Annotated in this window: 19 protein-coding genes and 1 pseudogene; 12 read left to right on the top strand and 8 right to left on the bottom strand. The window is 64.3% G+C overall.

The annotated features are described in order from the left end of the window. Positions 1–105 (top strand): annotated as a pseudogene (locus HBA54_RS19990) (IS110-like element ISMno29 family transposase); the annotation flags it as partial. A gap of 151 nt (positions 106–256) precedes the next feature. Here HBA54_RS19990 and HBA54_RS19985 read toward each other — a convergent pair. From HBA54_RS19985 to HBA54_RS19975, 3 genes are all read right to left on the bottom strand, one after another. Beyond that, a complete protein-coding gene (locus tag HBA54_RS19985) occupies positions 257–1102 on the bottom strand; it encodes a class I SAM-dependent methyltransferase (protein ID WP_167227925.1) in 846 nt (281 codons plus the stop codon). A gap of 66 nt (positions 1103–1168) precedes the next feature. Next, a complete protein-coding gene (locus HBA54_RS19980; RefSeq protein ID WP_167227923.1) occupies positions 1169–1393 on the bottom strand; it encodes a histidine kinase in 225 nt (74 codons plus the stop codon). 162 nt (positions 1394–1555) lie between these two features. Next, positions 1556–2053 carry an Hsp20/alpha crystallin family protein gene (locus HBA54_RS19975; protein ID WP_167227922.1) on the bottom strand — a complete coding sequence of 166 codons (498 nt, stop codon included), beginning with the start codon at positions 2051–2053 and terminating at the stop codon, positions 1556–1558. Between the two features lie 186 nt (positions 2054–2239). On the opposite strand from HBA54_RS19975, the gene meaB reads away from it, so the two are divergent. Next, positions 2240–3160, top strand: coding sequence for a methylmalonyl Co-A mutase-associated GTPase MeaB (meaB, locus tag HBA54_RS19970; RefSeq protein WP_167227920.1), 921 nt, complete (start codon positions 2240–2242; stop codon positions 3158–3160). A gap of 171 nt (positions 3161–3331) precedes the next feature. Here meaB and ygfZ read toward each other — a convergent pair whose 3' ends face one another. After that, the gene (gene ygfZ / locus HBA54_RS19965; protein WP_167227918.1) at positions 3332–4240 is read right to left on the bottom strand and encodes a CAF17-like 4Fe-4S cluster assembly/insertion protein YgfZ; all 909 of its coding nucleotides are present in this window, start codon (positions 4238–4240) and stop codon (positions 3332–3334) included. A gap of 120 nt (positions 4241–4360) precedes the next feature. Between ygfZ and HBA54_RS19960 the strand changes: the two genes are divergently transcribed. Continuing rightward, positions 4361–5335 (top strand): glycosyltransferase family 9 protein, encoded by a 975-nt coding sequence (locus HBA54_RS19960; RefSeq protein ID WP_240932781.1) that lies wholly within the window; start codon positions 4361–4363, stop codon positions 5333–5335. On the opposite strand, the gene HBA54_RS19955 is transcribed toward HBA54_RS19960, so the two are convergent. Next, entirely contained in the window at positions 5332–6267 is a 936-nt protein-coding gene (locus HBA54_RS19955; RefSeq protein WP_167227916.1) for a glycosyltransferase family 9 protein, read from the bottom strand. The genes HBA54_RS19960 and HBA54_RS19955 overlap by 4 nt on opposite strands. A 200-nt stretch (positions 6268–6467) precedes the next feature. Between HBA54_RS19955 and HBA54_RS19950 the strand changes: the two genes are divergently transcribed. From HBA54_RS19950 to HBA54_RS19935, 4 genes are all read left to right on the top strand, one after another. Beyond that, positions 6468–7205: a hypothetical protein gene (locus tag HBA54_RS19950; RefSeq protein WP_167227913.1), complete on the top strand. Its 738-nt coding sequence runs from the start codon at positions 6468–6470 to the stop codon at positions 7203–7205. 237 nt (positions 7206–7442) lie between these two features. Next, positions 7443–8177 (top strand): hypothetical protein, encoded by a 735-nt coding sequence (locus HBA54_RS19945; protein ID WP_205944780.1) that lies wholly within the window; start codon positions 7443–7445, stop codon positions 8175–8177. A gap of 42 nt (positions 8178–8219) precedes the next feature. Further along, complete coding sequence (locus HBA54_RS19940) at positions 8220–9278, top strand: glycosyltransferase (RefSeq protein WP_167227909.1); 1059 nt, start codon at positions 8220–8222, stop codon at positions 9276–9278. Between the two features lie 41 nt (positions 9279–9319). Then, positions 9320–10669, top strand: coding sequence for a dihydroorotase (locus HBA54_RS19935; protein ID WP_167227907.1), 1350 nt, complete (start codon positions 9320–9322; stop codon positions 10667–10669). A 19-nt stretch (positions 10670–10688) separates the two neighbouring features. Here the strand turns inward: HBA54_RS19935 and HBA54_RS19930 are convergent, their stop codons facing one another. Both HBA54_RS19930 and HBA54_RS19925 read right to left on the bottom strand, forming a co-directional pair. Continuing rightward, positions 10689–12581, bottom strand: a complete 1893-nt coding sequence (locus HBA54_RS19930) for a hypothetical protein (protein ID WP_167227905.1) — start codon at positions 12579–12581, stop codon at positions 10689–10691. 248 nt (positions 12582–12829) lie between these two features. After that, positions 12830–13828 (bottom strand): LacI family DNA-binding transcriptional regulator, encoded by a 999-nt coding sequence (locus HBA54_RS19925; protein WP_167227902.1) that lies wholly within the window; start codon positions 13826–13828, stop codon positions 12830–12832. 184 nt (positions 13829–14012) lie between these two features. On the opposite strand from HBA54_RS19925, the gene HBA54_RS19920 reads away from it, so the two are divergent. The 4 genes from HBA54_RS19920 (at position 14013) to HBA54_RS19905 (ending at position 18215) form a co-directional block, all read left to right on the top strand. Beyond that, positions 14013–15146 (top strand): mandelate racemase/muconate lactonizing enzyme family protein, encoded by a 1134-nt coding sequence (locus tag HBA54_RS19920; protein WP_167227900.1) that lies wholly within the window; start codon positions 14013–14015, stop codon positions 15144–15146. 64 nt (positions 15147–15210) lie between these two features. Further along, the gene (locus HBA54_RS19915; protein WP_167227898.1) at positions 15211–16173 is read left to right on the top strand and encodes a Bug family tripartite tricarboxylate transporter substrate binding protein; all 963 of its coding nucleotides are present in this window, start codon (positions 15211–15213) and stop codon (positions 16171–16173) included. A gap of 45 nt (positions 16174–16218) precedes the next feature. Further along, a complete protein-coding gene (locus HBA54_RS19910; protein WP_167227896.1) occupies positions 16219–16737 on the top strand; it encodes a tripartite tricarboxylate transporter TctB family protein in 519 nt (172 codons plus the stop codon). Continuing rightward, on the top strand, positions 16734–18215 hold the full coding sequence (locus HBA54_RS19905; RefSeq protein WP_167227894.1) for a tripartite tricarboxylate transporter permease: 1482 nt from the start codon (positions 16734–16736) through the stop codon (positions 18213–18215). The genes HBA54_RS19910 and HBA54_RS19905 overlap by 4 nt, the downstream gene beginning before the upstream one ends. Here the strand turns inward: HBA54_RS19905 and HBA54_RS19900 are convergent. Further along, entirely contained in the window at positions 18212–19300 is a 1089-nt protein-coding gene (locus HBA54_RS19900; protein ID WP_167227948.1) for a lipid A deacylase LpxR family protein, read from the bottom strand. The two genes, HBA54_RS19905 and HBA54_RS19900, sit on opposite strands and share 4 nt — an antisense overlap. 225 nt (positions 19301–19525) lie before the next feature. Here HBA54_RS19900 and HBA54_RS19895 point away from each other — a divergent pair, with 225 nt between their 5' ends. Next, positions 19526–20692, top strand: a complete 1167-nt coding sequence (locus HBA54_RS19895) for an acetyl-CoA acetyltransferase (protein ID WP_167227892.1) — start codon at positions 19526–19528, stop codon at positions 20690–20692. Positions 20693–20697: the final 5 nt, after the last annotated feature.

Genomic DNA, 20697 nt, shown 5'->3' with positions numbered 1-20697 from the left:
GGCAAAGCTTCCAAGGTCGCCCTCACCGCGGTCATGCGAAAACTCGTCGTTCTGGCAAACACACTCATTCGCGAGCAACGTCTCTGGCAGCCAACTCAACCTTGACTGTGAACACAGATGCTCTCCCACGAGGGGAGAGGGGGAAACAAAAAGAGACCCATAATCAACCCTCTCCCCTCGTGGGAGAGGGAGGGGCCCGCGTTAGCGGGAGGGTGAGGGGGGCTTCCGGCGTCAGCGGGTGATTGAAGGCTTTCGTTCAGCCCGGCTTGTCGAAGACTGCCTGAACCACGGTGATGCGGTCTTCGAAGAGGCTGCGGCGCAGGTTGGCGACCATCTCGGCGAAGCTCGGGCCCAGGATGATGGCCGGGCCTGTATTGGCCTGCCCGGCCTGCTGGGCGGCGACGGCTTTCTCGCTCCAGGCTTTGGCCTCGGCGGTGAGGTCGCGCCAGTGACGCTCTTTCAGGCCGGTGGCGAGGATCGCCTCGCGCACGCCTTGCGGCGCCATCAGATGGCTCCACTCGGCTTTGTTGGACCACGGTACCGGGAAATGCGGATCGCCGGCCGGTCCCGCCATCACATCGTAGAGGCCGAAGCGTCCGCCCGGCTTCAGCACCCGCGCCACTTCGCGGTAGAGCCGCGCCTTGTCGGCGATGTTCATGGCGGCGTGCTGGGTCCAGACCTGATCGAAGCCGGCCTCGGCGAAGGGCAGGGCGAGGCCGTTGCCGCAGACGAAGCTGCTGCGCCCGTTCAGGCCGACCCTGGCGCTCAATTCCCGCGCGGTCAGGCAATAGACCTCGGTCAGGTCCAGGCCGACGACGCGGCAGCCCCGCTGATCGGCCAGCCAGCGCGCCGGCCCGCCGATGCCGCAGCCGAGATCGAGCACAAGCTGGTCCGCCTGGGGCGAGAGCAGCTGCGCCAGTTCCTCCGTGGCGCGGTGGCCGCGGCTGTGGAATTGATCGTAGGGGGTGAGGTCCGCCGGGCTCAGGCGGGCGAGATCCTTACCGGCGGCCGTAAGCGCGGAGAGGATGCGGCCGGTCAGCGTGCCTTCCCGGGCGTAGTGCGAGGCGACGTTGGGTGATGGGCTCATAAGGATCGCGAGCATGGCACCGGCGGGGCTCTGCCCGCAAGGGCCTGCGCGGAGAGGGGCGTCGGTTCATCGCATCGTCCCTCAAAGGTCTTCGGCCAGGGTCTTGGTGTTGGTCTCCGCCAAGTGGATGGCGTCGGTCAGCAGCTGGGCAATCTCCAGATTGTTCTCCAGCACCGCCTTGGCCTCGGGCCGCGGGTCTTCGCCGTAGGCCGCCATGCGGGCGAGAATTTCCGCGCGGATCTCCGCCAGCAGTTCCTCGGTGTGCTGGCCGCCCGGATTGTCGGCCGATACCAGATGCTTGCTCATGGGGTCTCATCCCTCATTGGGGTGTTCTCGCCGCGCCAGTATTGGGCGAAATCACTTAACAAGGGTTAACGGCGGGCGGTTGAATTGGCGTTCCCGGGCTGAACAAAGAAACCGGGCCGCCTGATGGGCAGCCCGGGTTTGGATGGAGTGAAAACCTGAAGTCTACTTCCCGCGTGAGATCGTGATCTTCTTGGCTTTCTTCTGCGCGGTCTTGGATTTCGGCAGGTCGATGGTCATCACGCCGTCCTTGAAGGTGGCGGCGATCTTTGCCTCGTCCACTTCGCTCGGCAGGGTGAAGGAACGGCGGAAACTGCCGAAGGAGCGTTCGCGCCGGTGGACGTTCTCCTCCTTCACTTCCTTTTCTTCCTTCTTTTCGCCGGAGATCGTCAGCATGTTGTCGGCGAAGGTGACCTCGACGTCCTTTTCGCTCATGCCCGGCAGTTCGGCGGTGACGTGATAGGCCTTGTCGTCCTCGCTGGTGTCGACCCTGACATCGAAAGCCATCGCACTACCGTTACCGCCGAACAGGGAAGGGCCGCCGAAGCCGCGCCAGAAATCGTCGAAGACGCGGTCGACTTCGCGATGCAGTTCGCTGATGGCGGGTGTGCTGCCGGCGCCGGCTTTGCCGTGATGCCAGGGGGTCAAGTCTCTAAGGTTCATTGCAAACCTCCTGTTTGGGGGGATAACGCCGCTGTCCGGCGTTTGACCGAAAACTAATGCAAGCCGCGCTCCGCCGCTTTGAGGCAGATCAAGCTTTGGCCAGGAAAACGCAGGGTTTCGCGCTTCTTCGCCCTTGACCGCGCCGCCGCGACGCGGCCAACTATGTTCATGACCCTTGGACACCCGATGACGCTGAAAGACCTGCTGGCCGGCGGCAAGGCCGCCATGGCCGAGGCTTTGGCGGTGCTGGAGTCATCGGCGGAGGCCGGGGAGACCGTCGCCCTGCTGGATCAGGCCTTTGCGGCCCCTCTGGGCCATGTCATCGGGGTGACCGGCCCGCCGGGGGTCGGCAAGTCGACCTTGCTGGGGGCCCTGCTGCCGGAATTGCGCAGCGCCGGACGCAGTGTCGGGGTGATTGCCGTCGATCCGTCGTCGCGGCGCAGCGGCGGGGCGCTGCTGGGGGATCGTTTGAGGCTGATGACCGATCCGGAGGACTCCGGCGTCTTCGTACGCTCCATGGCCGCGCGCGATCGCCTGGGCGGCCTGGCCGAGTTGACGGTCGCCGGCATGTTGCTGATGCGCGCCGTCTACGACGTGGTACTGATCGAAACGGTCGGGGTCGGCCAATCGGAGACCGACGTTGCCTGGGTCGCCGACACGGTGATCTTCTGCGTCCAGCCGGGCTCGGGCGATTCCCTGCAGTTCATGAAGGCCGGGATCACTGAAATCCCGGACCTGGCGGTGGTCACCAAATCCGATATGGAATCCGCCCAGCGCAGTCAGGCGGATCTGCGGGCCGCGCTCACCCACCAGCGGCGCAACACCGGCTGGAAGGTGCCGATCCTGCCGGTCGCCGCCCAGCGCGGCGACGGCATCGCCCCCCTGGTGGCGGCGATCGAGCGGCATGCGGCCTGGCTCGGCGATGCCGGGCGGCTTGAGCAGCGCCGCCACACCAATGCCCGGATCTGGTTCGCCGAGGCCCTGCGCACCCGTTTCGGTCGCGAAGGGGTGAAGCGGGCCGAGGTCATCGGCTGCCGCCTGAACCTCGACCGCGGCGACGCCCCCTACGAACGCCTCGCCGATCTCTCCGCCGCGATTGCGGATTAGGACAGAGCTAACTCACCACTGTCATGCTCGGTGCTTCGAGACGCGGCTTCGCCGCTCCTCGGAATGAGGTTTGTTATCTGCTTCACCCTGAGGAGTTCGCAAAGCGACCGTCTCGGAGGGTGGTCGTTCAGATCCAGCTTTGCTGATGACGGAAGGGAATTTTGACGGAGTTCAGAATTCCGCCCAGTCGGGCTTCTGCGCCGTCACCCGGGCGTCGCCGGCCATCAGCGGACCGTCGTGCCGCTCGCCCAGGGCATCCAGACGCAACAGGGCGAGGCCAAGCGCGGCGCCATCCGCCGCCGCAACGACCGAGCGCAGGACACCGGCGTTCTTGCCGTCGCGGGTAATGGCGCTGCCGCTTTCCGGCAGGGGGCCGTCGATTTCCACCGGCAGCAGGCGCTTCTTGATAAGGGCGCGGTACTTGGTGCGGGCCGTCAGTTCCTGGCCCATGTAGCAGCCTTTGTCCCAGTCGACGCCCCGCAGTTCGTCGAAACCGTTTTCCAGCAGGATCGATTTCTCGACCTCCATGTCGCGGCTGCCGTCGGGTGCGCCCGTGGCAATGCGCAGCCGGTCGTAGTCTTCCAGGCTGCCTTCGGCGAAGCCCGTCTCGGCCAGGGCCTGTGCGGCGCCCTCGCGCGGCAGGAAAGCGCGGGCGCCGAGACGCGGCAGGCGCGGGTCGACAAAAACGAAGCCGCCGCCGAAAGGCCGGGTCGCGCCGGGTTCTTCCGGCAGGTCCAGCGTCGCCAGCGCAGCTTCGCCGATCAAGGCGACAACGACGAAATCCTCTGTCGCGTCTTCGACGGTAACCTGGGAACGCAGCTTGTAGAGTTTCAGGCGGCGGGCCAGGTCGGCGCGGCGCTCGGCCTCGCAATCCAGCAGCAGGCCGTCGCCCTCGGCCGCAAGGAAGAACTCATGTAGGAACTTGCCCTGCGGCGTCAGAAAGGCGGACCAGAGGCTTTGTGCTGCCGTCACGCGGGAAACGTCGTTGGAGACAATGCCTTGCAGGAAATCGATGCGGTCGGCCCCGCCGATGCGCAGCAGCCCCCGATGTTCCAGCGTGATTGCCTTGGCCTCACTCATGGTTGCCTCAATCCTTCCAGAAAGCCCGATTGCATAGAGGTGGCATCCTCTGTCGCCGGGTACAAGGGCCTTTGCCAAGTCCCGGATGTGGCCCTATAAGCGGCCTGTGTAGCATTCCTTATGAGCTTGGGCCTCGTCAGCGCCATGCGCCTGCTGTTCATCACTGCCACCCGTATCGGCGATGCCGTGCTGTCGACCGGCCTGCTGGACCATTTGCTGGCCGAGCGGCCGGGCATCCGGGTGACGGTTGCGGTCGGCCGGCTGTCGGCGCCCTTGTTCGCTGCGGTACCGGGGCTGGAGCGGATTATTGCCGTCGACAAGCAATCCCATAACCGTCACTGGCTGAAGCTGCTGGGCAAGGTGGCCTTGACCCGCTGGGATACGGTGGTGGACCTGCGCGGCTCGGCCACCGCCTATGTGCTCTGGGCAGGTCGGCGTCTTGTCATCGGCAAGCGCCGCCCGGGCCGCCACCGGGTGGAGGAACTGGGCGACCTGCTGGATCTCTCGCCGCCGCCGGCGCCGACGGTCTGGCTCTCCGAGGCGGCGCGCCAGCGCGCGGCGGCCTTGCTGCCGGAGGGAGTGCCGATCCTGGCCATGGCGCCGGCTGCCAACTGGATGGGTAAACAGTGGCCGGCGGAGCGTTTCGGGGAACTTGCCCAGCGTCTGACCGGACCGGAGGGAATGCTGCCCGGCGCCCGCATCGCCGTTTTTGCCGCGCCCCATGAACGGGAGCAGGCAGCGCCTGTGCTGGCGGCGGCGGGTGCGCGGGGGGTCGACCTCATCAATTGCGGTGATCTGCTGGACGTGGCCGCCTGTCTGCAGCGCGCCGCTTTCTTCTGCGGCAACGATTCCGGCCTCATGCATCTGGCCGCCGCCGCGGGGGTGCCGACCCTCGGGCTGTTCGGGCCCAGCCCCGATGCCCGCTACCGCCCCTGGGGCGGGAAAGCGGGTTTCGTCCGCACGCCTGAGAGCTTTCAGGAACTGACCGGCGACGGTTTCGATTTCGCCGCCAAGGCCTGTTTCATGGAAAGTCTCACCGTGAATGCCGCCGAACGGGCGGCGCAGGAACTCTGGGCCAAGGCCTCCGGGGCCTAGGTCCCGGCGGGCAGAGCGGCGATCACGTCTTCCAGACTCAGTTCGGCCAGGACTTCGCGGCGCAGCGTTTCGACGCGGGCCCCGCGCGGAGCGATCTTTGCCGGGTCCGAATCGTGGGAATAGAGCACCAGGGAAGGGGCGCCGGAGGCTGCGATCAGATGCATCGGCCCGGTGTCGTTGCCGACTGCAAGGCCGGCGCCGCGGCCCAGGGCGGCCAGCGCCTCCAGACTGGTCCGGCCGCAGAGGTCGCGCGCGCCCGGGGCGACCCTGGCAATCGCTGCGATTTCGGCGCGCTCCGCCTCGGCGCCCAGCAGCAGCGGCGTCATGCCCCGGTCGAGCAGGTGGCGGGCCAGGGCTGCGTAGCGCTCCGCCGGCCAGCGCTTGCCCGGCCGATGCGCCGAACCGCCGGGCACCAGCAAGGCATAGTGCGGCGGCAGGTCCAGGGGGGCCAGGTCGGCGGTGAGGAAAGAGAGATCGGGCAGGCCCGGCCGGGGCACCCCGGCCAGCGCCAGTTGGTCGGCTTCGCGGTCGCAGATGTGGCGTGCCGGCCCGCCGGGCATGACATAGCGGTGGGAAGCGCCGGCGACGGTACCGACCCATTCGGGTTTGGGGTTCGCCAGCATCCGGAAATAGCCGCCGCTGCGGTCGGAGCGTTGCAGGTCGTAGACCCGTTCGAAGCCGCCGCCCGTCATCTGACGTTTCAGCGCCAGCCAGCCGCCGAGCTGCCACCAGGCCGGGCGCCGATCGATCCACACCCGGTCGAAACAGCCGCTGGCTTCGGCCATCGCGCGATAAGGGACGGTGGTCAACAGGGTGATTTCCGCCGCGCGGTGATGCGCCCTGATCGCCTGAAAGGATGCAATCGAAAGGACGAAATCGCCGAGCGCGGAAAGCTTGATGACGAGAATCTGTTGCGGGCTCTGTATGGTCATTTTGATTGGATCATCTAGCGTGCCTGCCGCTGCCGCTGCAAGCAAAGCCTTGCAGTCGCATTGAAAAACACACATCTGGTAAACTATGGTGAACGCAGAACGTTAGCGCGCGGTGGCAAATCGCAGGGCTCTCAATATCTCTCGGAAATCGTCGTCAGGACGTGATGTCTCAAGCAAATGAACCCAAGGAAGGCGCGGGTATGGCGCCCCAGACGCCTGCGGCCGGCGCAAGCGGCGGGGCATCCGCCGAATCGCTGCCGCAGGTGCTGTACCTTTGGATGCCGCTGGCCGTTGCTGCGGTGCTGATCTTTCTGGCCCATTACGATTTGGCTTTCTACAGGGTTTACATCGGCAGCGAGGAGGTTGGGGCTCTCGAGTTCGCCCACGTCGTGGTCCCCCTGATCAGCGTGATCTATTGCCTGCGTATCCTGAGGATGCCCGAAGCGCGGGCGGACCGGCTGATCGTCATCTGGATCGTTCTTGGTATGCTGGGTTGCATCTACATCGCCGGGGAAGAAGCAAGCTGGGGACAGCACTACGTCGGCTGGTCGACGCCGGAGTTCTGGCAGGCCGTCAATGACCAGGGGGAAACCAACTTTCACAACATCTCTTCCTGGCTCGATCAGAAGCCGCGGACCCTGCTGGAGTTCGGCGTCATCATCGGCGGCATCATTATCCCGCTGCTGGCGCTGCGCCGCCCGCAGATTCGCGAGGGCCGTTTTGCCGTTTTCCTGCCGCCGCTGGTTTGCCTGCCGGTCGCGGTTATCGCCGAATTCGCGAAAGTCTGGGAGCGCCTGCAGGGCCACGGGCTCTGGGACATCGCTATTTTCTATCGCGCCAGCGAGATTCAGGAGCTTTACTTCGCCTTCTTCATCCTCTTTTATCTCATCGTGTTCCGTCAGCGCCTGCTGGCGCTCCGGGTGACAGCGCGTCACTGAGTCCAACCGGCTGAATCCATTTAAGGGAGTGTGGCCGGTTAACTGGATCACCTCGCTTACCTGCCGCCGACGCTGCAAGCAGAGCCTTGCGGTCGCATTGAAAAACATACATCTGGTACACTATAGTGAAGGCAGGACGTTAGCCGTGGTCGCAGGCCGCAGGGCTCTGGACTATCCCCCGGAAATCGCCGTCAGGACGTGATGTCTCAAGCAAATGAACCCAAGGAAGGCGCGGGTATGGCGCCGCAGACGGCTGCCGCCGGCACAAGCGGCGGGGCATCCGCCGAATCGCTGCCGCAGGTGCTCTACCTCTGGATGCCGCTGGCCGTTGCTGCGGTGCTGATCTTTCTGGCCCATTACGATTTGGCTTTCTACAGGGTTTACATCGGCAGCGAGGTCGGGGCCCTTGAGTTCGCGCACGTCCTGGTTCCCCTGATCAGCGTGATCTATTGCCTGCGTATCCTGATGATGCCCGAAGCGCGGGCGAACCGGCTGATCGTCATCTGGATCGTTCTCGGCATGCTGGGTTGCATCTACATCGCCGGGGAGGAGGCAAGCTGGGGCCAGCACTACGTCGGCTGGCTGACGCCGGAGTCGTGGCTGGCCGTCAATGACCAGGGTGAGACCAATCTTCACAACACCTCTTCCTGGCTCGACCAGAAACCGCGGACGCTGCTGGAGTTCGGCGTTATCATCGGGGGTATCATTATCCCGCTCCTGGCGCTGCGAAGGCCGCAGATCCGCGAAGGCCGCTTTGCCGTTTTCCTGCCGCCGCTGGTTTGCCTGCCGGTCGCGGCCATCGCCGAGTTCGCGAAAGTCTGGGAACGCCTGAAGGGCCATGGGCTCTGGGACATCGCTATTTTCTATCGTGCCAGCGAGATTCAGGAGCTTTACTTCGCCTTCTTCATCCTCTTTTATCTGATCGTCTTTCGTCAGCGCTTGCTGGCGCGCCGGGTGACAGCGAGTCACTGAGTCCAACCGGCTGAATCCATTCAAGGGAGTGTGACCGGTCCCATGCCGCGCTTGCTGCAGGCCCTGGCGGGCGCCCCGGAAGGCGGCGCCGAGATGCACTTTCTGCGTCTCTGTGTGGCCCTGAAACGCGCCGGCGTCGAGCAGCGGGTGGTGGTCCGTCCGCACCCCAAAAGCCTGGAAGTGCTGCGGGCCGGGGGCATCGAACCGGTGACCGCGCGCTTCGGCGGCCTGCTCGACGTTAAGACCAGCCGAATCCTCAAGGCCGAGATCGCCGACTTTCGCCCCGACCTGGCACTGACTTACATGAGCCGCGCCTCGGCCGCGATGCCCAAAGGCGACTTCCTGCATCTCGCCCGTCTCGGCGGCTACTACGACATGAAATACTATAAGCGATGCGATCATCTGGTCTGCATCACTCCGGACATCAAGGCCTACTGCGCGCGCGAGGGCTTTCCCGAAGACAACATCCATGTGATCCCGAACTTCGTCGAGGACCGGCAGGCAGCGCCGCAGAGCCGCGCGGCGCTGGATACGCCCGAAGACGCGCCGTTGGTCTTCGCGCTGGGCCGCCTGCATGAGAACAAGGCCTTCGATACCCTGTTGCAGTCGGTGGCGCTGCTGCCCGGCGCCTATCTCTGGCTGGCCGGCGACGGGCCGCTACGCCAGAAGCTGGAACAGGAAGCGGCACGTCTGGGGGTCGCCGAGCGGGTCCGCTTTCTCGGCTGGCAACACGACCCGGCGCCCTTCTTCGCCGCCGCTGATATCTATGTCGTGCCGTCGCGTCACGAACCGCTGGGCAGCGTGGTGCTGGAAGGCTGGATGTACCGGGTGCCCATGGTCGCCGCGGCGGCCCAGGGGCCGGGCTGGCTGGTCGGGGATCAGGAAGACGGGCTGTTGGTGCCCATCGACGATGTCGCCGCCATGGCCGCTGCCATTGGCCGCCTGATTGCCGAGCCGCAGACGGCCGAGCGCTTGGTGCAGGCCGGCCGGCAGCGGTTCGAGGAAGGCTTCACCGAGCAGGTCGCCGTCGCCCGCTATCTCGAACTCTTCGACCGCCTGCTCAGCGACAAACCGCCCCTGTTGGCTCAATCCGCCGGTTAGAGCCGGCCCGTCTTATCCGAAAACCCTGAGGAAACACCGTCATGTCCAAGGAATGGGATCTTATCATCACCGGCGGCGCGGTCTTCACGCCCTCGGGCCTCGCGCCTGCTTCGGTCGCCGTGAAGGACGGCCGCGTCGCCGACATCGGCGATCTGGATGCCGGGCAGGCGGCAGAGGTTTTCGATGCATCGGGCCTGACGGTTCTGCCCGGTGTCATCGATACCCAGGTGCATTTCCGCGAGCCGGGCCTGGGCCACAAGGAAGATCTGGAAAGCGGTACCAGGGCGGCGGTGTTGGGCGGTGTCACGGCGGTCTTCGAAATGCCCAACACCAACCCGGCGACCATCGACGAGGCGGCGCTGAACGAAAAGCTTTCGCGGGCCAAGGGACGTGCCTGGTGCGATCATGCTTTCTTCATCGGCGCGGCGGCGGAGAACGCTGACAGGCTGGGCGAGCTGGAGCGTCTGCCGGGCTGCTGCGGGGTGAAGATCTTCATGGGCTCGTCGACCGGATCGCTGCTGGTCGAAGACGATGACACCCTGCGTGCGGCGCTCAGCAGCGGGACGCGCCGCGTGTCGGTTCATTCCGAAGACGAAGCAAGACTGCGTGAGCGCTTTGAGCTGGTGCGCGAGGGCGCCAACGTCGATCAGCATCCGGTCTGGCGCGACGAGGAGACGGCGATCCGTTCGACCAAGCGTCTCTTGAAGATCGCGCGGGAGGCGGGGCGCCGCATCCACGTGCTGCACATCACCACGGCGGACGAAATGCCGATCCTGGCGGCCAACAAGGATATTGCCACGGTGGAGGTGACGCCGCAGCACCTGACCCTGGCGGCGCCCGACTGCTACGAGCGCCTGGGCACCCTGGCCCAGATGAACCCGCCGATCCGCGCCGAACACCATCGCGCCGGCCTTTGGGAGGGCCTGCGCCGCGGCATCGTCGATGTCATCGGCTCCGACCACGCCCCCCATACCCGTGAGGAGAAGGCGGGGGACTACCCGCGCACCCCGGCGGGCCTGCCGGGGGTGCAGACCCTGCTGCCGCTGCTGCTCGACCATATGAACGCGGGGCGCCTGACCCTGCCGCGGCTGGTCGATCTGACCTCGGCGGGCGCCCAACGCCTCTTCAACATCGCCGGCAAGGGCCGCATCGCCGTCGGCTATGACGCCGATTTCACCCTGGTCGATTTGAAGGCCAAGCGCGAGATCACCGGCGACTGGCTGGCCTCAAAATGCGGCTGGTCGCCCTTCGAGGGCATGACCGTCACCGGCTGGCCCATGGCAACCATCATCCGCGGCAGCGTGGTCATGCGCGACGGCGAACTGCCGGGCGAGGCCGCGGGCAAGCCGGTGCGCTTCACGGAGACGATGCCGCGGGGCGCAACGTCTTAGGCTCTCACCGGCTACGCCGTTACTTGAACAACCCCACGAAGTTCTTGCTGTTGCTTGGGTCGCCGACGCACCAGGCGGTGAGGCTGGCCAACAGGTTTACCTGGGGCGCGGAGAGGTTGGTGTCGAGGGTGCCGTAGTGCGGGAAGTCGGCGCTGGCGGCGACCAGCTTCTGCACGTCGGGCCGCAGCAGGGAGACCCACGTTTCGACGGCGTTGGTGTAGACCCAGACAACGGTCACATCGCGCTTGGCAACGCCGAACCAGTCGTTCTTCTTGGTCGTCAGTTTCTGGAGGGCGTTCGCCGGGTTGGCGTTGCTGCCGGAGCCGCTGTTCTTCCACAGCGCCTTCAGCAGGGTGGGGAAATCGCCGGTTGAGAAGATCTGCGACTGGCTGATGAAGATATTGGCCGCCGCCGTTTTCTTGCCGAAAGGAACGTAACCCTTTTTGGGGTCGTAGGGTTGGTAGCCGAACAGCGGCGGTATCTGGCCGTCGACGATGATTCGCGTCTTGGGGATTTCCTTGCCGGTTTTTGGGTCGATGACGCCCTTCTTACCCTTGGCCAGCGGTGTCTCGCTGTTCACGCAGGCGATCACTGAATCGATGTCGCCGTAGGACAGCATGCTGGCGACGCCGGTGTTCTCCAGATTGCCGCCGTCGGCAAAGCGGGTGGTTTTGAGGTTGGCATTGGGCTTTGCGTTGCGGACCGGCCAGTAGTCGTAGGCGGGAATGATCGCGCCAGGGTCGAAGCTGGCCATGTCGGCGGTGACTTCTGCCAACGTGGGCGCCTTGAGAAATGCTTTGATGGCCGCTTCATCGACCTCGGCAAGGTCAGCGCTCGACAGGTGTTTCTTCAGCCAGTCCCAGATCTCCGTGCCAAACTCCCAGAGATACTTCAACAGCAGGAGCGGATCGTTGATGATCTGCTGAAGCTGGCCGGCAAAGGCGGCGCTGGAGGCGCCGACGATGTCGGTGAGCGACCATTGGCGCGCCTGGGCCACCGTGACCGCAGAGCCGGAGACGCTCTTGAGCACCGAGTTGAAGGCAAAGGAAGTGACGCCGCCGCCGCCGACCTTGCGGCCGTTCGCATCGACCGCGTCCAGGCTGCCGACGATGCCGGTGAAGAACGGGGTCGCCTGAACCGGGGCGAGCAGTTGGGTCTTGCCCTTTTTCACAAACATCGCTGTGTTGCAAAGGATATAGGGCCGGGAGGCGCGTCCGGCGCCACTGGCCACCAGATGCGCGGTCTCCTTGGCGAGAGAGGGATTGGGCCCGACCACGTCCTGCTTCAGCGTGTTCTTGTTCCAGCTGAACAACGACGTCGGCAGCGCGTTGGCTGCCGGTGAATAGAGGTTGTGCTCACTCAGGATGTGGAATCCCATCAGCACCTGCCAGAGCATGTTGGCCGGGGTGCCGAAGAACTTCCAAAGCAGGTAGGCCTCAACCGCCAGCGCCGGAACCGAGAACAAGCGCGACGTGACAGGGACGCCGATATTGCCGGGGGGCAGCTTGTCGAGGGTCACGCCGATGCTGCTGCCGTTGCTTGGCACGAGGTCGTGGGGGTTGGCGACATAGGCATTGAGGAAGTTGGTGTCGCTGGTCTTGCCGCCGAGGTACTCGAAACTGACGCCGAGCCAGGAACCGCCGGAGACGGTGGAGACCGCCTTCACCTGGCTGAGCAACGACGGCCACCCCTTCTTGAGGGTGAGATGATTGAGCGCCCGCAGCTGTCCCATGCCGGCGGAGAGCGCGCGGGAGCCGCCGCCGCACAGACAAAGGCCCACGTTGCCCGGGGTCGAGCGGCTGCTGCCGACGAAACGCTCGACGGTGAGGCCTTTCGTGACGGTGTTGCTGGTCGTTGCGTTGTAGGGCGTCTTTGTCGCCGCAGGCTGCGGTGGCGGGGCATAGTCGGTCATCTCGAAGCCCTTGCAATTATGAAAGAAGCAGCTTCTGGCGCCGGATAGTTTGTCAGAAATACAACTTAAGGTATTATCAGGTTTCCGCGACGATTGTCAAATGCCACTGATGCAAATCTCAGGAAGCGTCCTTTGTTGACCGCCAAAGTCGTGGCGTTCACCGGCTGACCTGTAGCCTGATTTTCGAAGACTTGCCACAGGGGCTCAGAGTGATCCGAAACCGCCTCGACGCAAACGGCCAAACACACCTAAGTCGTGCCGCGCTCGACAATTTCGAAGCCGAGGTTCTGCTTTTCGGGGGCATCGGATTTCCCCTGGCCACGCGCCAGCAACAGTTTTGCCGCTTGCTCGCCGATGCGATAGCGGGGGATGCGCACGGATGTCAGGGGCGGGTCGACATGGCGGGCGATTTCCAGATCGTGCACACCGACCAGGGCGACGTCAGCCGGGTAGGTCAGGCCCTTGGCCCTTCCCCGCAGATGGGCGCCGATGGCAATGGTATCGCCGTTGAAGAAGATGGCATCGGGCGGCCGGTCCAGCGCCATCAGGTGATCTAGGGCATCGCCGCCGCCACTTAGGGTCGGGGCGCAAGTGATCTCTAACGCGGGATCGATGCTCAGATTCCTGGCGGCGAGTTCTTTGCGATAGCCGGCCAACCGCTCGCGCCCCCGGCGCCGTCCCGATACGGTCACGAAAGCGATGTGCCGGTATCCCTTGGTGCAGAGAAAGGCTGTGACGGCGCGCGCCATTTCCGTGTTGGAAAATCCCACCAGCATATCGATCGCCGGCTCTCCATAGTCCCAGACTTCCACCACCGCGGCACGTCCGCTCTTCAGCAGGCGTTGAACATCGGCTTCATGATTGCGCCCCGTCAGGATCAGCCCGTCGATCTGGCGGCCCATGAAGGCACGGATCAGTTCCGCCTCGCGCCTGGAGTCGTAGCTGGAAAGCCCGACCAGCAGTTCCTGCCCGGCTGAATGGAGCACGTCGGCGACACCCTGGATCGTATCGGCAAAGATCGAATCCTCCAGTGTCGGCACGATTGCGCCGATCACACCGCTCGATGCGGACACCAGGGAGCGGGCGACGGCGTTGGGCAGGTAGCCGGTGTCTTCAACGGCCCGGCTGACCTTGGCGCGGGTTTTCTCGCTGACCAGATCCGGGTCGTTCAGCGCCCGCCAGGCGGTGATGTAGGAGACTCCGGCGGCACGGGCGACCTCCTGCAGACGTGCATTCTTAACCGACATATTGATCTCAGTATGCGAGGGGCGGGCGGGGCCCGCCAGCCGATTCTCCGGCCATAGGGCTTGTCATTCTCCGGCTCTTGCGGATTTATGATAAACGTTTATCATAAAGACAACGAATAATGAAGGAAGGTCCTGCCGCCACGCCCCTGCGGCAGGCACAGGCATGACGGGAGGGACGGGCTGCTTGATCAGCGAAGCTTATGTGCACAGCGTTCGGGTGAGCGAGAAGACGGTTTGGCGCTTCGTAGAACTGCACACTGCCGACGGGCGCCGCGGTTTTGGCGAGTTTACGCTCGACAGCGCGCCACCCTGGATTGATCGTTTTGCCGAAGATCTCGGGGACGGCCTGTTGGGCCGGGATGCCGTGCCGGAGTCCCTGCGTCGGCTGGCGGCCGCCCCGCACGACGATCTTCCCCAGGCGGCTGTGATATCCGGTTATGATCAGGCGCTCTGCGATCTGGCCGCCCGGGCGGAAGGACGCTCCTTGGCCGCTTTCTTGGGTGCGCGACGCTGTGACCGGGCAATTGCGCTCTATGCCAACATCAATCGCCGTACCGTGGATCGCAGTCCCGAAGGGTTTGCGCGTAGTGCCGCAGAGGCGCTGGACCGGGGATTTTCCGCGATCAAGGTTGCGCCCTTCGATGGACTCAGTCCGGAGTCTTGTGAGACGGCTTCAGGAAAGCGCGCGATCGATGCCGGCCTGGAGCGGATTGCGGCGGTGGCGGAGAAATCGGGCAAGGCCGCAGACCTGATGGTGGATTGTCACTGGCGTTTGTCGGCGAAGGCCGCAGAGGCGCTGGTCCAGCCGCTTCAGGCGCTCGGCGTTTCCTGGTTCGAATGCCCGCTCGGCGAGACCCGCGACAACCTCTCCGCGCTGCGTCGTCTGCGAAGTCTGGCAAATGATGCCGGCCTGCGCCTCGCCGGCTGTGAAACCATGATCGGTTGGGACGGTTTTCGCCCTTTTGTAGAGGCCGAGGCTTACGACGTGATCATGCCGGATGTGAAATATGCGGGCGGCCTTGCCGGGGTTCTCGAAATCGCCGAACGCTCAAGCGTCGCCGGGACCGCCGTGTCGCTGCACAATCCCTCGGGCCCCGTCGCGCATCTTTGCAGCTTGCATGTCACCGCCGTGCTGGATGATCCGCTGCCCCTGGAAGTGCAATTCGATGAGTCGCCGCTGTTCGATTGTCTGACGCGGCCGGGCTGCCGCATCGATCATGGGGAGGCGAAACTGCCTGAGGGTGTGGGCCTGGGCGCAGATCTGAACGAAGCTTTGCTGGATCAGGCTGAAACCGGCCCTGGCGCGTTTGCCGGTTAAGGGCCGGCGGCCTTGTTTGCGGAACGTCGAGGAACAACAAGAAGCCAAAAAAGAGGAGGAGAAAATGAAAGGAACACAGACAGCTCTTAGGGCCTTAGCCGGCGCATTGCTGGGTTTGGCACTGACCGGACCAGCGGCCCTGGCCGCCGACTATCCGGAAAAACCGATCAAGGTGATCGTTCCCCATGGGGCCGGCGGGTCGACCGACATTACCACCCGGTTGGTCGCAGCACCCTTTGCCGAAAACCTCGGCCAGAGCGTCGCCGTAGTCAACATCAAGGGCGGCGGCACGGCGATCGGCGCGCAGGAGGCCGCGCGCTCTCAGCCCGATGGCTACACCCTGGCCGCCACTCATGTGGCGCTGCTGACCTCTTCGGCGATGGGCGCGAACAAGATGGGTCCCTCCAGTCTGAAGCCGGTCGCCCAGGTCGGCTTCGAGACGCAGCTGATCGCCGTACAAAGCGGTTCTTCGATGAACTCTCTTGAAGACTTCTATGCGGCGGTGAAGAAAGGGGCGGCGACCAAGCCGAAACTCGGCATCAGTGCCGGCGCCGCCAACCATTTTGCGTTTCTGCGGATCATGCAGCCGGTCGACTGGGATGTGCTCTTCGTGCCGACCGGTGGCGGCGGCCCCTCCCTGAAAGCCTTGCTCGGTGGCAGCATCGACGTCGGAACTTTTGTCGTCTCCGAGGTGATCGACCAGATTCGTGCCGGCAACATCAAGGCGATTGCCGTTTTCGGTCCCAACCGGCACCCCGATCTGCCTGATGTCCCGACGGCACGGGAAGCCGGCCATGAGATCGATGTCGGCTTGCACTACGTCTGGTATGCACCAAAGGATACCCCCGACGAGCGCGTTTCGGTGCTGGCCGACGCCATGGAAAAGACCATTGACGATCCTACTTTCCAGAAGACGATGCTGGAGCGTTCGATCGAGCCCGCCTTCATGCGCGGACCCGGCCTTGTGACCACCCTGGACGCGCGCTACGAAACGATCAAGAAGCTGGCGAAGGAGGTCGCGAAGTAGAAACCGTATCGCGGTGCGGCTCTGGAGGGTTCGGGGGAAGGGTATTTGGTTGAAGCGAAGAGTGTTCTGGGCCGGTGGATCGATCGCGCCGTTGCGCTGGTATTGGCGTCGCTCGCGATCGTTCTATGGCTCTCGGCGGATGCCATTCCCCCTTCCTTTCTCGACACCGGTTTCGGGGCGGGCTACCTGCCGAAGCTCTTGTCGGTCGCCTTATTCGTCTTGTCGGGCTTGATACTGGCGGGGACGCCACTGCGCAAACCGCGCCATGCTGTGGCGAGCGACGCCGGAACCGCCCCGGCGCCGGATGGCCGCTTGGCGGATCGGGCCTGGGCTGTGGCCAGGCGTCCATTGGCGCTGGCGGTGCTGCTCGGGGTCTTCGTTTTGGCGATAGATCTCCGGTTGCTGGACAGCTATGTCGCGGCGGCGCTTTTTCAATTCGTTGCCGGGCTGCTGCTGGCGGGGGTCAGCCGCCGATCACTGATTTTATCGGCTTGCTGTAGCATCCTGGTAACCCTGGCGGTCTATCTGCTTTTCACGCGTGTTTTCACGGTGATTCTGCCATGACCGGCGAGCTTCTGGCCTCCTTCGGCGACATCCTCGCTCTGACGCCCTTCGCCCTGATCGTCCTTGGCACTGTCCTTGGGATTGTCGTCGGGGCGATTCCCGGTCTCAACGGCGCGATGCTGGTTGCCCTCAGCCTGCCGCTGACCTTTGGCTGGGCCCCATTGAATGCCATTTGCTTTTTGGTCGGCCAGTATGTCGGTTCGATCTCCGGCGGTCTCATTTCGGCGACGCTGCTGAACATTCCCGGTTCGCCGTCCAACCTTATGACAACGCTGGACGCCATGCCGATGGCGCGCTCCGGCAGGGCCGCCCGGGCCTTGCAACTCGGCATCCTCTCTTCTTTCGTCGGGGGCATGGTGTCCTGGATGGCTTTGGTTATGCTCTCGCCGCCGCTCGCTCGCTTCGCGCTTTCCTTTGGGCCGCACGAGTACTTTTCCCTCGTCATGGTCGCTCTGATGCTGATCGCCAGTCTCAGTGAAGGCTCGCAGTGCCGTGCCCTGCTGTCCGGGGTGCTGGGCATGCTGGTGGCGCTGCCGGGCCTTGACCCGGTAACCGCCCAGGCGCGTCTGGATTTCGGTTTTCCGGCGATGCTCGGCGGCTTCGATCTTTTGGCTGTGCTCGTCGGCGTCTTTGCCGTGTCCCAGTTGTTGCAGGACGCGGCGCCTGCGCGCGTCTTCGAGCGCATAACCCTGCATTCGGGGCGCCTTCAAGTCGGGTTGCGGGAGTTTGCCGGTCATTGGGTGAATCTGCTGCGCTCCGCGGTCATCGGTACCTGGATCGGCATCTTGCCGGGGGTCGGCGGGTCGGTCGGCTCCATCGTTGCCTATTCCACGGCCCGCAGTCTCTCCAAGAACCGCGATACCTTTGGCAAGGGGGCTGCGGAGGGGGTCATCGCGTCGGAAACGGCCAACAACGCGACCGTCGGCGGGGCGATCATTCCAATGATCACCATGGGCATTCCCGGCTCCATCATCGATGTCATTCTGATCGCCGCCCTGACTCTGCACAACCTGCGGCCTGGCCCGCTGCTTTTCGACACCAATCCCGAGATCGTCTACGGCTTCATGTCGTCGCTGCTGGTGGCCAACGTTGTTATGTTGCTGGTCATGCTGTTGGCAATCCGCTGGCTGGCGCGGCTTATGGAGGTGCCGAAAGCCTATCTTGTGCCCGCGCTGCTGGTTTGCTGCGTCGTTGGTACCTATGCGGTGAACAACCGGATGTTCGATGTCTGGGTGATGCTCGCCTTCGGCCTTGTTGGCTTGCTTTTCAAAGGGTTGCGTATTCCCCTCGGCCCCTTCGTCATCGGCTTTATCCTGGCGCCCATTGCCGAGTTCAACCTTCGTGCCGCACTGATCGGCGAGGAGGGACGCTGGATGAGTTTCCTGGAACGCCCGATCTCGGCGGGCTTCATTTTCGTCGCGCTGCTCGTGCTCTTCTCGCCGCTGTTGCGCGGCCTTTGGTCGCGGCGGCGCCCTTAGAACCTGACCGACATACTGAGGGTGCCGAACTGGTCCGGGGCGTCCTGCTCGTGGAACTCTTCGGTGCGCCAGAGGTGGGTATAGGCTAGGCGGACACGCTCGCCCAGGGTGATGGCCAGCCCGGCCTGGAGGTCGCCCACCAGCGGGCGCTTGTCGACGCTGTGGCTGTCTTCGAAGGTGTTGCCGTCGAGAAAGATGTTCTGCAGTACGACCCGCCCCTCGACCCCGGCGAAGAGGTACCAGCCGATGGCGTCGTCGGGCCGGAAGTAGTCGGAGCCCGGCAGATTGGGCCGCAGCTTCGGCGGGCCGTAGTCGTTGGGCAGATCCTCGCCGATGCGCAGGGTCAGGCCGCCGGCGCCGTAGGTGTAGACGTTGCCCAGTGCGCCGCCCAGATGCGGCGTGACGTCGAAGGCCAGTTCGTCAAGCACCTCCAGATCTGTGATCCTGGTCTCCCAGAGATTGCGCCACTTGCGTTCGTAGTAGAGGACGATGCCGGGCTCGTTTTCCAGCTGGTTGTCCCAGCCTTCGGGAGTGGTGATGTCGAGAAGCCGGTGCCACTCGGTCTGGACCTGCTCCGCCAGGGAGGCCGGTCCGACAATGCCGATGTTCAGCTCCAGCTGATCCAGGCGGCTGCCGTTCTCGGATACCAGGCCGATGCCGCCATAGAGCCAGCCTGCGTAAGGCCGGTCATCGTCGATCAGGTCTCGATCCTCAATACGCTCCGGCGTGAAGATGTCCTGGCCGAGGCTGTAACTGACCCGGAGGTTGCCGTCCTGCGGGAACAGCGGCAGCGCCTTCGCTGCCGACTCGATAAAATCCGGCACAAAGCCGTCCGGCGAGAGGGCGGAAAAGCGGGTGCCGTGGGTGAAGTGGCGATCCGAGCCGCCGAACATGTCGTTGCTGAACTGCAGCGAAATGATCCAGGACTCGTCCGGCCCCGGCGGGGGTTCTTTCTCCTGGGTTGATTCAGGGTCCTGATCCTGGGCAGCGGCAGAGAGCGGAACGGCCAGGGCAAGCAGGCCGACAAAGACAAGGCGGCGAAAACGCTTTGTGCTCAGACCTGCCACCCGGCGGGCGATAATCATTGGATTCACGGCGGACGGCCCCATCTCTTGTAATACGCCTCCCCGAAAGAAGTCCTAGCGGCTTGGCTGTGACTTGGCCAGAGCGGACCGCTTGCGGCCCCAAGAAAGCCACGGGAAGGCGCCGATTCCCGGGCCTGACCGGCGGGATTCGCAGGACGGACTGTCGCTGTACGCTCCCCGCGGGCTTTGCTATTGTGCGCTGCGCAAATTCACAGGAGATGACAGATGACCGCCTGTATCGTTGGCTGGAGCCACACCCCGTTCGGCAAGCATGAGGGCGACGACGTCGAATCCCTGATTGGCCGGGTCGCAACCCAGGCCTTGGACGATGCCGGGATCGGGCCGGACGAGGTCGATGAGATCGTCGTCGGTCACTTCAACGAGGGTTTCTCGCAACAGGCCTTTCCGTCCTCTCTGGTCCTGCAGTTCGACGAGCGTTTCCGCTTCAAGCCGGCAACCCGGGTGGAGAATGCCTGTGCCACCGGCTCGGCGGCGATCCACCAGGGTCTTAAATCGATTGCCGCCAAGTCGGCGCGCTTCGTTCTGGTCGTCGGCGTCGAGAAGATGACCGGTATTCCCGGCAAGGAAATCGGCGATGTATTGCTGAAAGCCTCTTACCTGAAAGAAGACGGCGAGATTGAGGGCGGCTTTGCCGGTGTCTTCGGCTTGATCGCCCAGCAGTATTTTCAGAAACACGGCGATCAGTCGGATGCTTTGGCCCGGATCGCCGCCAAGAACCATCGCAACGGCGTCGCCAATCCACTGGCCCAGTTGCGCAAGGACCTGGGTTACGACTTCTGCCGCGCGGTCTCCGACAAGAACCCGCTGGTGGCCGGTCCGCTGAAACGTACCGACTGTTCCCTGGTGTCCGACGGCGCCGCGGCCCTGGTGCTGACCGATGTCGAGACGGCGCTTTCCATGCAGAAGGCCGTGGTCTTCCGCGCCGCCCAGCAGGTGAACGACTACCTGCCCATGAGCAAGCGCGACATCACCCTCTTCGAAGGCTGCGAGCAGGCCTGGAACCAGGCCCTGGAAGCCGGCGCGGTGACCTTGGAGGACTTGAGTTTCGTCGAAACCCACGATTGCTTCACCATTGCCGAGTTGCTGGAGTACGAAGCCATGGGCCTGACCAAGCGCGGGCAGGGCGCAAGGGCCATCGCCGAAGGCTGGACCGAGAAAGACGGCAAGCTGCCGATCAATCCCTCCGGTGGCCTGAAGTCCAAGGGGCACCCGATCGGTGCGACCGGCGTTTCGATGCATGTCATGACGGCGATGCAACTGACCGGCACGGCGGCGGACATGCAGGTGAAGGGCGCCAGGCTGGGCGGCATCTTCAACATGGGCGGCGCCGCCGTCGCCAACTACGTCTCGATCCTCGAACCCCTGCGCTGAGCCGG

The organism is Pelagibius litoralis (assembly GCF_011683915.1).
Classification (GTDB): domain Bacteria; phylum Pseudomonadota; class Alphaproteobacteria; order Kiloniellales; family Kiloniellaceae; genus Pelagibius; species Pelagibius litoralis.
Note: the sequence above shows the minus strand (reverse complement) of the source record. Positions and strands in the feature narration are given on the sequence as shown.